This is a genomic window from Methylobacterium sp. J-030 (assembly GCF_022829545.1).
In the GTDB taxonomy this organism is placed as follows: Bacteria; Pseudomonadota; Alphaproteobacteria; order Rhizobiales; family Beijerinckiaceae; genus Methylobacterium.
On sequence record NZ_JAKSYM010000351.1, the window covers coordinates 98,091 to 112,990 of the forward strand.

A 14,900-nucleotide genomic window follows, 5' to 3' on the forward strand; every position below is an offset into this window, starting at 1 on the left:
ATGGCGGTATGATCTGATATCGACTTCGCGCGAAAACTGTCGCCTCGATCAGAAGAGATCGATCCCCGCCAGGGGATCGTCATCGCGGCCCTCACCCGATGGCGCGCCCAGCAGGCGTCGGGACAGCCGCTCCCGGACCTCCCCGAGGGTGCAGCCCGCGATCATCGTCGCGGCCCAGTCCAGTTCCGCCGAAGCCGGTGCTGCAGGCGCAGTCTGGATCGCCTGGAGGATCGCCTGCAGGTTCTGGAGGCGCTGCTTGGCCAGGTCTTGGAACTGCATCGCCACGATGGCGACCGAGACGTCCTGGGTGATCACGTCGGTGGTCTGCACCGTCTGGGTCAGCACGCCGGCGAAGCGCGAACTCTGGGTGACCAAGGCGCGCATGACCAGGCGCACTTGGGCATCGGCGGTCCGGCTCTCCTCCGACATGTCGATGGTAGCGATGTCGTGCAGGAGCGCGTGGCTGCTGCGCAGGCCCGTGGCGATCGAGCCGATCTGCTGCTTGATCACGCCGGAGAGCGCGTTGATGGCGCCGGCGAGGCTGCGCACCTCGTCGGCCACCACGGCGAAGGCCTTGCCGGCCTCCCCGGCCCGGGCCGCCTCGATCTTGGCGTTCAGGGCCAGCAGGTTGGTCTGGCGGTTGATCTTCTCGATCTCGGCGACGCTGCCATCCACCGAGGACAGCGCGCCAAGCACGCCGTTCAGCGCTTCCTCCATGGTCGCGCCGCGCGACGACATGAAGCCGATCTTGTCGTTGAGCACCGCCAGGATCTCGCCGAGCGCCGCCGCGACCTCGGCGAGCGGCCGCTCGGTCCCGTCGATCCGCACCGACTGGATCGACGCCACGAGGCCCTGCACGATCTCGGACTGGCCCCGGGTTGTCGCGGCGATGCGCTGGAACCGGTCCGACAGGCTGTGGACGTCGGTCTCGACATCGGCCGAGATGATCCCGAGTTCGTCGATCAGAGCATCCAGGGTCTGGCGCTGCAGATCGGACAAGCCGAGCCGCGCCTGGAGCAGATCCGCGGCCCCGAGCGGGCAGGAGTCCGGCCGCGCCGGGACGTCGCGCTCCGGGTCGAGCGCTGCGCCAGGTTCCGACGCCGTGTCGCGCTCCGGACTAAGATTGGCGCGCCCCCAGAAGGCCATCGAAGTGTATTCCTTGGACGCTGCCAGTTCTTGCTTCGGACAATCCCGAACTGACGGCCGCGAGCCAGGGGCTCGTAAAACCGAGCTTCTGAATGAACGGTTATGCCATTGGCTCGACGGGGTTATGTTGTTGCCTCCAGAACAAACGTTCAATATGAATATCCATCAAATCATATCTCTAGGATAAGTCATATCGTTGGTAGCGAGTGATGCTAATACTTTATCGATCGACGAAAAATTCTGAATATAAAAGCTCCTTTTCTGGGCGCACGGCAGCGGTTTTCAACAGAATTTGCTCCACATCGCGTTGGTGTCGGCCTATCGAGCTGATTAGCTCAAGAGAAATTTAACATCCTCGAATCTCTACAGAACCCGACCGCAACCAGCCCGGTCGCGCGCGCGCCTCGGACATATCATGGTCGAACCCCTCACCCTCCCGATGCCAGCCGAGTGTACATTGCGGACGGCGCGGGCGTTCAAGGAGGACCTGTCGGCGGCCCTCGACGGCGCTACCGTCGTGCTGCTCGATTGCGCGGCCATAGAGCATGTCGACATCACTTTCGTGCAGTTGGTCGTCGCGGCCGCCCGGTCGTCCGGCCGGCGCGGCGTTACGCTCGACCTGACCAGCCCGCCCAAGGCGGTCGCGGATGCGTTCCGACGCGCCGGCTTCCTGCCGCACCACCCGTTCGAGTCCGCATCCGATGCCACCATCGGTTCGCCCGCGGCCCCCGCCCTCTGATTCCAGAACCGGACGTCTTCCATGGCCACTGTTCTCGTCGTCGACGACTCGCCGAGCATCCGTCAGATGATCAAGATCGTGCTGACCCCCGCTGGACACACAGTGATCGAGGCCGGCGATGGCGTGGAAGGTCTCGTCAAGGCCAAGGCCGAACCGATGCAGCTCGTCATCACCGACCTCAACATGCCGGCGATGAACGGCATCGACATGATCAAACAGCTTCGTGCGGTGCCGTCATGCGCGGGCGTGCCGATTCTGTTCCTGAGTACGGAGTCGGACGAGGGCGTGAAACAACAGGCCAAATCGGCCGGTGCGACCGGCTGGATCACGAAGCCGTTCAAGCCCGAACAGCTCCTTGCTGTCGTCTCGAAATTGATCCGCAATTGATCTTTTACTATCGATAATCTGCCATATCTTGCGCAGTTGCTCAAGATTTTGTTGAGAAAGGTCCCGGTGCGTCGATTGAACATACCGCCATGCTGACCCAACTGGCTGGCTTTGGACCGGGTTGATTGAGAGGATCAGCCAGAATTGACGGATCCGGACATCCAGGAGTACTGCCCGACCGTCTATCCTCACGTCCCCGAACAGCCCAGCCCCACCCGTCATCGAAGCCTCTCCGATCGACGCCAGCGGGGCATCCGAACGCGTCCGCAACCGAAAAACGCACAGACTTTGAGGCGCCGGGGCGAAGCGCAGGCCTCGAAGGAGCCCGCCAGATGGCTCTGAGATCCCCGGAGTCCTCTTCGAGGCCCGCTGACGCGGTTGCCTCAGGATGATGGGGTTGGTGAAGATCAACCGATCGATCTGCCACAGCGTGCTATCGGGTATCATGGGCAACGCGATCGGGCACGGCTTCAAGCCTGTGTTGCGCCACGCTCTCTTGCGCCGAACCGGTGTCCACTTCGGCGGAGAGCGCTCTGGCCCAGTGGGCCGCGCTCATCGGCGGACTCCGCCGCCATGCAGCCGTCCCGGAAGGGGCAGGCGTTCCGGCGCGCGGCGGTCACCAGGGTCGTCGAGATCCACCGCGCGCCGATCGCGGTCCCGCGCATCCGCAGGCTGCGAAACGGCTGAACGAAGGCTCAATCTGCGGGCGTGTAGTGGAGCGTTCCGGCACGGCGCGTCGGCTGACCGGTGTCGCTGGTGTGATTGATGCCGTCCATCACGGGCACGTCCTGGAAATCGAATGGGCTGACACCCTCGAGGCAGGCCACGTTGACGGCGTAGAGCGTGCTGTCCGAGCGCCGCTGATGGTGGATGTAGATCCCGCAGCGGGAGCAGAAGAAGTGCTCGGCCGCGCCTGTGTGGAAGCGATAGCGGGTCAGCACGTCCGCGCCTTGCCGGATCCGGATCCCGCCCGCCTTCGCCATGGCGACGACGGCCCCGCGCATGCGGCAGTACGAGCAGGTGCAGCGCCGGACCGATCGGAGGCCATCGCTGAGCGCCACCTCGAACCGCACCGCGCCGCAATGGCACCGCCCGGTGCGCAGATCCGTACCGGTGTCCATGTCGACCGAACCCCATCCTCCGACGTCTGATGGAGCGTATCGCCGTGGCGGCGACCGGACAATTCAGGGATTCGCACGCGTTCTGTGAGAACGCCTCACGCGACGTTCAACGCGGCCTGGGTCCGAACTGGATCGCCCGCGCGATCTCCGAGCGTCGCGCGGCATAGCCGGGGGCGGCCATCGGGTAGTCGTTCGGCAGGCCGTAGCGCGCGCGATACTGCTCGGGTGTCAGGCCGTGGGCCTTGAGGTGGCGTTTCAGGGTCTTGTAGGAGCGACCGTCGAGGAAGCTCGTGATGCCCTCGTGCTGGACCGACTTGCGGATCTCGACCGGTGTCGGACGATCGGGCAGGGGCGTGGCTACGGCGTCCGGCCGTACGAGTGCCGTGAGCGCCGCGTGGACGCTGGCCAGGACGAGCGGCACGTTGGCCGGCGAGACGGTATTGCCTGAGACATACGCCGCAATGACGCGCACCGCGAAGCGGTCAATCGCGTGCCGAAGATCGGTCTGAATTGCGCTCGCCTCGTCCGGAATCATCAGGAGCCCCATAAAACACATACAAATTGAAATACTCATACATTCGATCGAGTCAACGCGGAGGGGTGATGGGCGCGGGCCGGTGTCGCGTGAGAGGCGGGCCGCCGATCCGGTTGGGCACGACAGCGCCGGCCATCGGATCTTCGAGCCTGCGACCCGCGGGCCGCGCAGCGATCCTGTCGTGAACCGGGTCGGTCGGAGCTGCATGCGGTGCAAATCGGGTCCGGCCGGATCCGCCTGCCGGATGTGGACCGCTTGGCGTCGGCCGCTTCCGCTCGACCGGGCTTCGTGATCCAATATTGTCTTCGCACATCGCGAAGTCTGTTCCAGGAGCGGACCCTCTGTCCTCGCGTCCACGAGCCGAAGAGACGGCATCAGCCCGGCGCCAGCCGGGGACCCGGCCCCGCGCCGTCGCGGGTGTGCGGCGCCGCGGCCTGCGGGTCGCGCCGCTCCTCGTGCTCCTGCTCGTCCCACCCGCGGCCCGGGCGGAGGATGCGCTCGGGCTGATCGCCCCGGACGGGCCCGGCTTCGGCGCGCCGCCCGAAACAGAGATGCGGGCCCGGGTTGCCGCCGCGTTTCCGGAGGCGCCCATCGTCCGGTTCCGCAAGGTCAGGCCGATGACCGGCGAGACCGGCCACGACGTCGCGTTCTGCGGTCAGGTCAGCACCACGCCGCCGGAGCAGCGCGAGCCGAACTTCCACCTGTTCCTCTACGGCCGCACCGCCGAGACCGAGACCGTTCAGATCCTCGGGTCCGAATCCCTCAACGGCTACCGCGTCGGCCGCAAGTTGATCGGTGCGCTGCGGCGCATCGGGTGCCTCTAGAACGCTCTGCGCCGACGTGGATGCCGGTTCGGCCCGAGAGAGCGCGTCAAACCAAGATCTTGGAGCCGCGCTCAAGCGTCGGCCGGCGTGAAGCCGGCATGAGGACTGTAACCACCGCCCCGAATCCAGCCCTCCTCGGTCAAGCTGAGCCGTGTCATGCTGCCCGAAAACAGACCACGATGGTGGAGAACGACATGACGCGCCATACACCGGCTTGGAGATGCCTGATCGCGGCGGCTGCCCTGGTCGTCGCGGGCGCGGCCGCGGCACAGGAGGTCAGGCGGACCGAACTCGGCCGTCAACCGGTCTCGGGTGAGGAAGGCCGCGAGATCGTCATGCAACTGGTCGAGATCCCGCCGGGGGCGACCTCGCGCCGGCATTTTCACAACGGCGAGGAGGCCTACTACGTGCTTGAGGGCGGCCTCGTGCAGATGCCCGGCCAGGCGCCGAAGGAGCGGCCGGCGGGCGAGCACGGAATCAACCGGCGCGGCGTCCCCCACGCGGGCTACACGGTGGTCGGCGACTGGACCATGAAGATCCTGTCGGTCTACGTCGTCGACAAGGGCAAGCCCCTCCAGGAGGCCGCCGAGTGACCCGCTGCCCCATCCGTGGCGAGAATGTGGCAGAAGCTTGACTATTCGAACCGAATCAGATTTAAACTTGACCGTTGCCTCGTAGATACACCCCAAGATCCGTTGGAGGTTCCGATGTGCGCGCGGAAGACCTTCTATATTTTCGCCAAGTCGTCCGATGCTCAGCAGTTCTGCGCCGTCCGGCAGGATCAGCCCATCCCCCGGATGATCGACGGCGTGCAGTGGCGTTATGTGAACTGCATCGACACGGCGCGGGACAAGCCCTACGGTTTCGACGCCGACGATGCCCATAAGGCCATGCGGCATCGCGGCGTCTACTTCTACAGACGCGAATTCATCTTCTCTCAGCCCGGCGGCCTGCTTCAGGCGGCCTGAGCGTCGCCCGCCCTCCCCGGGGTGCCTTAAAACGCCGCAGCCCGCCGCGGCCGGGCGAACCGATCGCGGGGACCGTCGCTTGGCACGCGGCGGGATCCGGCGAGTCGGGCCCCGGCCATGGGAGGACGGACGTGTCGTTCAGGAAGGGTCTGGCCGGCATCACGCTGGCAATGATGGGCACGGCCCCGGCTCCGGCCTGGGCCTGGGGCGTTCCCGGATGCACCAATCTGCCCGAATACAACCGCGCCCTGGGGGCGTTGCAGGGCATGACGAGCGCTTGCGACATGAGCGTCGAGGAGGCCCGGCGCGTCATCGCGGCCCATGACGGGGTCGCCGCACCGCCGCCCGCCGCCGCGGCGCCGATGGCCGCGCCGCCCCGGGCTCACCGCCGGCATCATCGGCGGGTCCGGCACGCGCGCTCGACCCGGCCGTGACGGGTGCGTGTGGGGCCGGCGCGGGCGGACCGGATCACGGGGCGGCCGGTTCGATCCGCACGCGCTCGTAGGCGTCCACGACGTGGCGGCGCATGAGATCGGCCGCGCCCTCGGCGTCGCCGGAGATCATCCGCTCCAGGATGCGGCTGTGCTCCTGCCAGACGCTGATCGACATGCCCGGATACCGCAGCACCTGCCCCATGGCGCGGCGCAGATGCAGCCAGTGCAGCCGCATGGTCTCCCCGATGATCGGGTTACCGGATAAATCGTACAGGAAGGCGTGGAAATCCATGTCGGCCTGGAGCGTGGCCCGGGCATCGCCCGCCACCACGAGGTTGCGGCCGTGCTCGACCAGGGACCGTCCGCGCACGATGGCGCTCTTGCTCAGCCGGCCCGCCGCGAGGCTCACCGCCAGGGGCTCCACCGCCGAGCGGAACTGGTAGATCGCCTCGAAGAACTCGGGCTCCACCGCCGTCACGGTCAGACCCCGGCGGCCCGTCTGGACCAGAAAGCCCTGCGCCTTCAGCACCGCCAGGGCGTGCGTCACCGGTTGGCGGGAGACGCTGAGGCGGGCCGCGATGTCGTCCTGCGTGAGGCGCTCGCCCGGCTTGAAGGTCCCGTCGCACAGGGCGTCGAGGATCACCGCGTAGGCCTGATCGACAAGGCTCGTCGACGGTTCGAGTGACTGCACGCCCAAAACTCCCGCCCACACGCTGGCGAACGGTATCCGGTCCGCTTGACAGAATCGCAAGCGCTCTGCACGTTGCGTTCCGTGTACTGAATTCCGTGTTCGTTAAATCATGACGGCGCGGGATGAAATTCCGGTCGGACGCCACCGGCCGGACTTGCGACGGAAGCATCCCCCGAAGGGCCGCCGGGATCGCGAAAACAGACTTGAACCGGCGCGACGACGCCGGACGGACCAAAAAAATCTGTGATCGACAGGGAGGACGTCATGTCGAGCGGTCTCACGCTGAACCCCGTCGCCGGCCTGTCGGATCGCGACGCGCTCTACGGGCGCGTGCTCCGCCGGGTCGTGCCGTTCCTGCTGGTCTGCTACGTGGCGGCGTATCTCGACCGGGTGAATGTCGGCTTCGCCAAGCTGCAGATGCTGGGCGATCTCAAGTTCAGCGAGACCGTCTACGGGCTCGGGGCCGGGGTGTTCTTCCTCGGCTACGCCCTGTTCGAGATCCCGAGCAACATCGTCATGGTCCGGGTCGGCGCCCGGTACTGGATCTCGCGGATCATGATCACCTGGGGGCTGATCTCGGCCGCGATGATGTTCGTGTCCTCGCCGACGAGCTTCTACGTCCTGCGCTTCCTCCTGGGCGTGGCCGAGGCGGGGTTCATCCCGGCGATCATCTACTACCTGACGGTCTGGTTCCCCGCCTCCCACCGCGGCAAGGCCTCGGCGCTGTTCCTGGCGGGGATCCCGCTCTCGGGGATCATCGGCGGTCCGCTCTCGGGCTGGATCATGACGGCCTTCCACGGCACGACCGGTCTCCAGGGCTGGCAGTGGATGTTCCTGATCGAGGGGCTGTTCGCCACGCTCCTCGGCCTCTGGTGCCTGGTCCGCCTCGACAACGATCCGGCCTCGGCCACGTGGCTCACCCCGGCCGAGAAGGAGCGGATCACCGCCGACATCGCCGCCGAGGCGCGGGACAAGCCGCTGCACTCGGCCCGCGACGGCCTGACCAGCGGCCGGATCTGGCTGCTCAGCGGCACCTACTTCTTCTTCACGATGGGGCTCTATGGGATCAGCTTCTGGCTGCCCTCGATCATCCGGGACAGCGGCGTGAAGGACCCGCTGACGGTCGGGCTCCTCACGGCGATCCCCTACACGGGCGCCTTCGTGACGATGTTCATCGTCGGCCTGAGTTCGGACCGCCAGCGCGAGCGGCGCTGGCACCTCGCGGTCCCGGCCCTGGTGGGGGCGGCGGGGCTGATCGCGAGCGTGCTGGTGGCGCACAGCCCGGTCCTGGCGCTGGCGGCCCTCACGCTGGCTTCGGCCGGGACGCTGACCTGCATCCCGCAATTCTACACCCTGGCCCCGGCCGTGCTCTCGGGAGCGGCGGCGGCGACGGGCCTCGCGGTCGCCAATTCGGTCGGCAGCGTCGCGGGCTTCGTGAGCCCGTACCTCCTGGGCTGGGTCAAGGACGCCACCGGCAGCACCGGGCAGGGCGTGATGGTGCTCGGCGCCATGCTGGTGATCGGCGCAGGCTTGGTCTTCCTCAACCCGGCGCGGCTGGTGAACCGCTGAGCGGCATCCGCTCAGCCCCCGCGCCACGCCCGCTCGGCCCGGTCCCAGGCCTCCAGGGGCTGGAGATCCGGCACCCACGCCAACCCGCTCTTGGCATCCGACGAGATGGCCTCCGTGGTCACCAGCACGTCGAGCAGGGCCGGGCGGTTGGCCATCGCCCGGGCGAGGGCGTCCGGCAGGTCCTCGGCCCGCTCCACCCGCTCGGCGTGCAATCCGAAGGCCCGCGCCATGGCGGCGTGGTCGGCGCGCTGGAGCCGCGTCCCGACCACGCGCCCGTGCGTGACCTCCTGGTCGTGGACCTCGATCTGCCACGCGCCGTTGTTGGCCACCACGAACAGGACCGGCGCGGCGTGCCGCTTGGCGGTGTCGAGCTCCATGGCGTTGAAGCCGAAGGCGCCGTCCCCGGTGGCGACCACGACGGTCCGACCGGGGGCCGCGAGCGCGGCCGCGATCCCGTAGGGCACGCCGACGCCGATGCAGCCGAACGGGCCGGGATCGAGCATGGTCCGGGCCGAGAGGCCGACCCGGGCGAAGCTCAGGAAATCGCCGCCGTCGGTCACCAGCACGGAATCGGTCCCGGCCGCGTCCTGAATCGCGGCGAGCAGGCGGTTCGGATGCATGGTGCCGTCCGACCCGTCCGGGGCGGTCCGGGACTGTACCCGGAGCTTTTCGGCCCGGGCGGCGTGGCCTTGGCGCAGATCGTCCGCCCAGGCGCGGTCGAGGGACGGTGCGCGGTCGCCGATCCCGCGCGTCAGTGCCGCCAGGGTCGCGCCGGGATCGGCCAGGAGGGCGGTGCCGGAGCGGTTGTCGCGCAGCTCCCCGGGGGCGCCCGCGATCCGCAGGAACTGCGCCGCGCCGAACACCGACGGCGAGCCGTAGGCGAGCTGGAAATCCAGGCGCCGCCCCACCGTGATCACGAGATCGGCCTCCTGCATGGCCCGGCCGCGCATCGCGGCGATCACCGCGGGGTGGTCGTCCGGCACCAGCCCGCGGCTCTCGGCCGTATCGAGATAGGGTCCGCCGAGGCGGTCGAGGAACGCGATGAGCTGCGGGCCGGCTGCCCGCGCGCCGCGCCCGCTGATCACCAGGGGCCGCCGCGCCCCCAGCACGAGGTCGACGGCGCGGGCGACCGCCTCCGGGTCCGGATAGGCGCGCGACGGGGCGCGCGGGTGCATCAATTCAGGCAGCAGCAGCGGCGCCGGCACCGGGGCCCGAAGCACGTCGGTCGGGACGTCGAGATAGGCCGGCCCTGGATCGCCGCCCTCGCCGAGCGCTCGCGCCACCGCCTCGGCGAGTTCCTGCGGCAGGAGGCCCGGCTCGCGCACCGTCCGGGCATAGCGCGTGATCGGGCCGACGAGCCGCGCGTGGTCGAGGTCCTGCAGGGCGCCCCGGTTCTCCTGCGCCCGGGGTGGCGTGCCCGAGAGCACGAGGACGGGCGTGCGCGACACGTGCGCGTTGGCGATGCCGGTGATCGCGTTGGTGAGGCCCGGCCCCGCGGTGACCAGGGCGACCCCGAAGCCGCCGACGACCTCGGCTTCGGCCTGCGCCATGTGGACGGCCGCCCGCTCGTCGCGCACGTCCACGATGCGGATGCCGGCTGCGTCGAGCGCCATCCAGATCGGCATGATGTGGCCGCCGCACAGCCCGTAGACCCGCGCGATGCCGTGGTTGCGCAGGAACGCGGCGATCACGGATGCGGCGCTGTTCTGGCTCACAATGGCTCCCCCCTCCATGTCCACAGCCTGATCTCGCGGCACTGCAATATAAGTTCACCCTTGACCGCGAACCGGCACGATCTTACCCAAAGCATACGGAGTACGGAATTCAATAGCGAGGGCCCCCGGGATGAGCCAGCCGATCCGCGTCCTGTTGGCCAAGGTCGGCCTCGATGGCCACGACCGGGGCGTGAAGGTGGTCGCCCGCACCCTGCGCGATGCCGGCATGGACGTGATCTACTCGGGGCTGCACCGCACCCCCGAGGAGGTCGTCACCGCGGCGATCCAGGAGGATGTCGACGTGCTCGGCGTCAGCCTGCTCTCGGGCGTCCAGCTCACGGTCTTCCCGAAGATCTTCAAGCTCCTGTCGGAGCAGCAGGCGGACGACCTGATCGTCATCGCGGGCGGGGTGATGCCGGACGAGGATGTCGCGGCCATCAAGGAGATGGGCGTGCGCGAGGTCCTGCTGCAGGACACCCCGCCGGATCTCATCGTCAGCACCCTGCGCCGGCTGGTGGCCGAGCGCGGCGAACGTTGAGGGGGCGGCCATGGAAGCCTGGACCTTCCCCACCGCCTACGACGACAGCTACTTTCCGGCGGACGACAGCCGCTACTGGTTCCCCCGGCGCGAGACCATGCCGGCGGGGGAGCGCGAGGCCGCGATCCTCGGCCGCCTGCGCGAGGTCTGCGCCTACGCGTACGCCAATGCGCCGTTCTACCGCCGCCGCTGGGACGAGGCCGGCTTCCATCCGGACCAGCTGAAGAGCCTGGAGGATTTCGAGGACCGGGTGCCGGTGGTCACCAAGGCGGAGCTGCGCGCCTCGCAGAACGCAGCCCCGCCCTTCGGCGACTATCTCTGCGTGCCGGACCGCGAGATCTTCCACATCCACGGGACGAGCGGCACCACTGGGCGGCCCACCGCCTTCGCGATCGGCCGCAACGACTGGAACGCCATCGCCAACGCCCATGCCCGGATCATGTGGGGCATGGGGATCCGGCCGGGCGACATGGTCTGCGTGGCCGCCATCCTCAGCCTGTACATGGGCAGCTGGGGGGCGCTGGCCGGGGCCGAGCGCCTGGGCGCACAATCCTTCCCGTTCGGCGCCGGCGCCCCCGGCATGACCGCCCGCTGCGCCCAGTGGCTCGCGAGCCTGAAACCCGCGGCCTTCTACGGCACGCCGACCTACGCCCTGCACCTCGCCGAGGTCGCCCGCGGCGAGGGGCTCGACCCGCGCGATTTCGGCCTGCGCATCATGTTCTTCTCGGGCGAGCCCGGCGCCTCGATCCCGGGCGTGCGCGACCGCATCGCCGAGGCCTTCGGCGCGAGGGTGTTCGATTGCGGCTCGATGGCGGAGATGTCGCCGTTCATGAACGTCTCGGGCACCGCCGAGACCGAGGGCATGCTCTGCTGGCAGGACGTGGTCTACACCGAGGTCTGCGACCCGGCCACGATGCGCCGCGTGCCCTACGGCAGCCGCGGCACCCCGGTCTACACGCATCTGGAGCGCACCTCCCAGCCGATGATCCGGCTGGCGTCGGGCGACCTCACCCTCTGGACCAACGATCCGACCCCGTGCGGCCGGACCTATCCGAGCCTGCCGCAGGGCATCTTCGGGCGGATCGACGACATGTTCACGATCCGCGGCGAGAACGTCTACCCGAGCGAGATCGACGCCGCGCTCAACGCCACCGCGGGCTACGGCGGCGAGCACCGGATCGTCATCAGTCGCCAGGCGGCGATGGACGAGCTGCTGCTGCGGGTCGAGGCGGATGACGGCGTGTTCGCCCGCGGCCCCGAGGCCGTCGAGGCGTTCCGCCGCGACACCTGCCACCGGCTGCAGAAGATGCTGGGCCTCCGGGCTCAAGCGGAGATCCTGGCCCCCAACACCCTGCCGCGCACCGACTTCAAAGCCCGCCGGGTGATCGACGACCGCGCGGTGTTCCGCGACATGCACGCCCAGATCGCCGACCCGGGCGTCGACAGGGGCGCAGCGTGACGCCCTCCCGCGATCTCGTGGCGCGCGTGGCGGCGGGCGCCGTGCCGGCGATCGGGCGGATGATCTCCCGGGCCGAGGCCGGCTCGCCGGAGGCGCGGCCCGCGCTCGCCGAGATCTACCGCCGGGCCGGACGCGCCCACGTGGTCGGCCTCACCGGCGTGCCCGGCAGCGGCAAGTCGACCCTGGTGGCGACGCTGACCGCCCATCTGCGCAAAGCCGGCCAGAAGGTCGGCGTCGTGGCGATCGACCCGTCGAGCCCGTACTCGGGCGGCGCCATCCTGGGCGACCGGATCCGCATGGCCGACCATGTCTGCGACGCGGGCGTCTACATCCGCAGCATGGCGACCCGCGGCGCCATGGGCGGCATGGCCCGCGCGGCGCTCGACGCCGTCGACATCCTGGATGTCGCGGGCTTCGACACGGTGATCATCGAGACCGTGGGGGTCGGCCAGGACGAGGTCGAGATCGCCCGGGCCTCGCACACCACGGTCGTGGTCTCGGCCCCGGGGCTCGGCGACGAGATCCAGGCGATCAAGGCCGGCATCCTGGAGATCGCCGACATCCATGTCGTGTCGAAATGTGACCGCAGCGACGCCAACCGCACGCTGACCGACCTGAAGCAGATGCTCACCCTGGGCACGCTCACGGCCGGCCGAACGGAATGGCGCGTCCCGGTGATCGGCCTGTCCGCCTACAAGGGCGAGGGCTTCGAGACCCTGATGACGGCGATCGGAAACCACCGCCGCGTCGCCTTCGAGACCGAGGCGGGCGCGCGGCGCCGGGCGGCGATCGCCCGCTTCCGCCTGGAGAAGACCGCCGAGACCCTGCTCATCGAACGCTTCACCCGCGGCGCGGCGCCCGTCGCCGGGCCCTTGGCCGAACGCCTCAGCACCCGGGACGGCGACCCCTACGGCCTCGCCACCGAACTCCTCGAACAGGCGCTCGCGCCGCACGCATCCGGAGCATCGACATGACCAGCCTGATCGACCGCACCACCGTCGAGGCTTTGCGCTCGGAGGAGGCCGAGTGGGAGCAGAAGGAGGTCGGCGCCTTCCTGAAGAAGCAGGCCGAGCGCAAGCCGGAATTCTTCACCCTCGGCGACATCCCGGTGAAGCGCGTCTACACGGCGGCCGACGCCGCCGAGACGCCGATCGAGGATATCGGCCTGCCGGGGCGCTACCCGTTCACCCGCGGCCCGTACCCGACCATGTACCGCTCGCGGAACTGGACGATGCGCCAGATCGCCGGCTTCGGCACCGGCGAGGACACCAACAAGCGCTTCAAGTACCTGATCGCCCAAGGCCAGACCGGCATCTCGACCGATTTCGATATGCCGACCCTGATGGGCTACGATTCCGACCATCCGATGAGCGAGGGCGAGGTCGGGCGCGAGGGCGTGGCGATCGACACGCTCGCCGACATGGAGGCCCTGTTCGACGGCATCGACCTGGAGAAGATCTCCGTGTCGATGACCATCAACCCCTCCGCCTGGATCCTGCTCGCCATGTATATCGTGCTGGCGGAGAAGCGCGGCTACGACCTCGACAAGCTCTCGGGCACGATCCAGGCCGACATCCTCAAGGAGTACATGGCGCAGAAGGAATACGTCTTCCCGGTGGAGCCGTCGGTGCGGATCGTGCGCGACTGCATCACCTACTGCGCCAAGACCATGAAGCGGTACAACCCGATCAACATCTCGGGCTACCACATCTCGGAGGCCGGCTCCTCGCCGCTCCACGAGGCGGCGTTCACGCTCGCGAACCTGATCGTCTACGTCGAGGAGGTGCTCAAGACCGGCATGCCGATCGACGCCTTCGCGCCGCGGCTGGCCTTCTTCTTTGTGTGCCAGGCGGACTTCTTCGAGGAGATCGCCAAGTTCCGGGCGCTGCGGCGCTGCTACGCCAAGATCATGAAGGAGCGGTTCGGGGCGCAGAACCCGGACTCGATGCGCCTGCGCTTCCACTGCCAGACCGCCGCGGCCTCGCTGACCAAGCCGCAATACATGGTCAACGTGGTGCGCACCTCCATGCAGGCGCTGGCGGCCGTGCTCGGCGGCTGCCAGTCGCTCCACACCAACGGATACGACGAGGCCTTCGCCATCCCCACCGAGGACGCGATGCGCATGGCCTTGCGCACCCAGCAGGTGATCGCCGAGGAGACCAACGTCACCCAGGTGATCGACCCGCTCGGCGGCTCCTACTACGTCGAGAGCCTGACCACCGAGTACGAGACCCGCATCTTCGAGATCCTCAAGGAGGTGGAGGAGCGCGGCGGCACGCTCAAGCTGATCCAGGAGGGCTGGTTCCAGCGCCACATCGCGGATTTCGCCTACGAGACCGCGATCCGGAAGCAGACCGGCGAGAAGCCGGTGATCGGCGTGAACCGCCTCGTGGACGACACCCCCGATCCGAAGATCGAGACCCACCCCTACGACCAGTCCACCGCCGACCGCCAATGCGCCCGCACCCGCCGGGTCCGCCAGGAGCGCGACCCGGTGAAGTTCGACCTGCTGCTGCAGCAGCTCGTGGCGGTCGCGAAGGACCCGAACCAGAACATCCTGCCGATCACGATCGAGCTGGTCCGCTCGGGCGCCACGATGGGCGACATCATCGAGACGCTGAAGGGCGTGTGGGGGACGTACCGGGAGACGCCGGTGTTTTAGAGCTGGGTACTGACGGACGCGCCGCTCTCCCTCCCCCCTCTGCGGGGAGGGTGGCCCCCGAAGGGGGTCGGGCCGGGACGAAGTCCCGCAAGAGGGGAGCGACGGTGCAGAA

General features: G+C 68.6%; 16 protein-coding genes. 11 read left to right on the plus strand and 5 right to left on the minus strand.

Annotated features, from left to right (window positions below):
* Positions 1-48 precede the first annotated feature (48 nt).
* Positions 49-1,146, minus strand: a complete 1,098-nt coding sequence (locus tag MKK75_RS27825; protein ID WP_244045716.1) for a methyl-accepting chemotaxis protein — start codon at positions 1,144-1,146, stop codon at positions 49-51.
* A 415-nt stretch (positions 1,147-1,561) separates the two neighbouring features.
* On the opposite strand from MKK75_RS27825, the gene MKK75_RS27830 reads away from it, so the two are divergent.
* A complete protein-coding gene (locus MKK75_RS27830; RefSeq protein ID WP_244045717.1) occupies positions 1,562-1,885 on the plus strand; it encodes an STAS domain-containing protein in 324 nt (107 codons plus the stop codon).
* Between the two features lie 21 nt (positions 1,886-1,906).
* Positions 1,907-2,272, plus strand: a complete 366-nt coding sequence (locus MKK75_RS27835; protein WP_244045718.1) for a response regulator — start codon at positions 1,907-1,909, stop codon at positions 2,270-2,272.
* 695 nt (positions 2,273-2,967) lie between these two features.
* Here the strand turns inward: MKK75_RS27835 and MKK75_RS27840 are convergent.
* Positions 2,968-3,393: a GFA family protein gene (locus tag MKK75_RS27840; RefSeq protein ID WP_244045719.1), complete on the minus strand. Its 426-nt coding sequence runs from the start codon at positions 3,391-3,393 to the stop codon at positions 2,968-2,970.
* 106 nt (positions 3,394-3,499) lie between these two features.
* The gene (locus tag MKK75_RS27845) at positions 3,500-3,940 is read right to left on the minus strand and encodes a MucR family transcriptional regulator (RefSeq protein ID WP_244045720.1); all 441 of its coding nucleotides are present in this window, start codon (positions 3,938-3,940) and stop codon (positions 3,500-3,502) included.
* A 407-nt stretch (positions 3,941-4,347) separates the two neighbouring features.
* Between MKK75_RS27845 and MKK75_RS27850 the strand changes: the two genes are divergently transcribed.
* From MKK75_RS27850 to MKK75_RS27865, 4 genes are all read left to right on the plus strand, one after another.
* Positions 4,348-4,752, plus strand: coding sequence for a hypothetical protein (locus MKK75_RS27850; protein ID WP_244045721.1), 405 nt, complete (start codon positions 4,348-4,350; stop codon positions 4,750-4,752).
* Between the two features lie 194 nt (positions 4,753-4,946).
* Positions 4,947-5,345 carry a cupin domain-containing protein gene (locus MKK75_RS27855; protein ID WP_244045722.1) on the plus strand — a complete coding sequence of 133 codons (399 nt, stop codon included), beginning with the start codon at positions 4,947-4,949 and terminating at the stop codon, positions 5,343-5,345.
* 114 nt (positions 5,346-5,459) lie between these two features.
* Complete coding sequence (locus tag MKK75_RS27860; protein ID WP_244045723.1) at positions 5,460-5,720, plus strand: hypothetical protein; 261 nt, start codon at positions 5,460-5,462, stop codon at positions 5,718-5,720.
* A gap of 131 nt (positions 5,721-5,851) precedes the next feature.
* On the plus strand, positions 5,852-6,154 hold the full coding sequence (locus MKK75_RS27865; protein ID WP_244045724.1) for a hypothetical protein: 303 nt from the start codon (positions 5,852-5,854) through the stop codon (positions 6,152-6,154).
* A 34-nt stretch (positions 6,155-6,188) separates the two neighbouring features.
* Here MKK75_RS27865 and MKK75_RS27870 read toward each other — a convergent pair whose 3' ends face one another.
* Positions 6,189-6,845, minus strand: a complete 657-nt coding sequence (locus MKK75_RS27870) for a GntR family transcriptional regulator (protein WP_244045725.1) — start codon at positions 6,843-6,845, stop codon at positions 6,189-6,191.
* Between the two features lie 264 nt (positions 6,846-7,109).
* On the opposite strand from MKK75_RS27870, the gene MKK75_RS27875 reads away from it, so the two are divergent.
* Positions 7,110-8,414 (plus strand): MFS transporter, encoded by a 1,305-nt coding sequence (locus MKK75_RS27875; protein ID WP_244045726.1) that lies wholly within the window; start codon positions 7,110-7,112, stop codon positions 8,412-8,414.
* Positions 8,415-8,425: 11 nt separating this feature from the next.
* Here the strand turns inward: MKK75_RS27875 and MKK75_RS27880 are convergent, their stop codons facing one another.
* A complete protein-coding gene (locus MKK75_RS27880; protein WP_244045727.1) occupies positions 8,426-10,129 on the minus strand; it encodes a thiamine pyrophosphate-binding protein in 1,704 nt (567 codons plus the stop codon).
* A 130-nt stretch (positions 10,130-10,259) separates the two neighbouring features.
* On the opposite strand from MKK75_RS27880, the gene MKK75_RS27885 reads away from it, so the two are divergent.
* The 4 genes from MKK75_RS27885 to MKK75_RS27900 are packed head-to-tail and all read left to right on the plus strand — an operon-like array spanning position 10,260 to position 14,788.
* Positions 10,260-10,667 carry a cobalamin B12-binding domain-containing protein gene (locus MKK75_RS27885; protein WP_244045728.1) on the plus strand — a complete coding sequence of 136 codons (408 nt, stop codon included), beginning with the start codon at positions 10,260-10,262 and terminating at the stop codon, positions 10,665-10,667.
* Between the two features lie 10 nt (positions 10,668-10,677).
* Complete coding sequence (locus MKK75_RS27890) at positions 10,678-12,126, plus strand: phenylacetate--CoA ligase family protein (protein ID WP_244045729.1); 1,449 nt, start codon at positions 10,678-10,680, stop codon at positions 12,124-12,126.
* Entirely contained in the window at positions 12,123-13,100 is a 978-nt protein-coding gene (gene meaB / locus MKK75_RS27895) for a methylmalonyl Co-A mutase-associated GTPase MeaB (protein ID WP_244045730.1), read from the plus strand. The genes MKK75_RS27890 and meaB overlap by 4 nt, the downstream gene beginning before the upstream one ends.
* Positions 13,097-14,788, plus strand: coding sequence for a methylmalonyl-CoA mutase family protein (locus MKK75_RS27900; RefSeq protein ID WP_244045731.1), 1,692 nt, complete (start codon positions 13,097-13,099; stop codon positions 14,786-14,788). The genes meaB and MKK75_RS27900 overlap by 4 nt, the downstream gene beginning before the upstream one ends.
* The last annotated feature ends 112 nt before the right edge of the window (positions 14,789-14,900 follow it).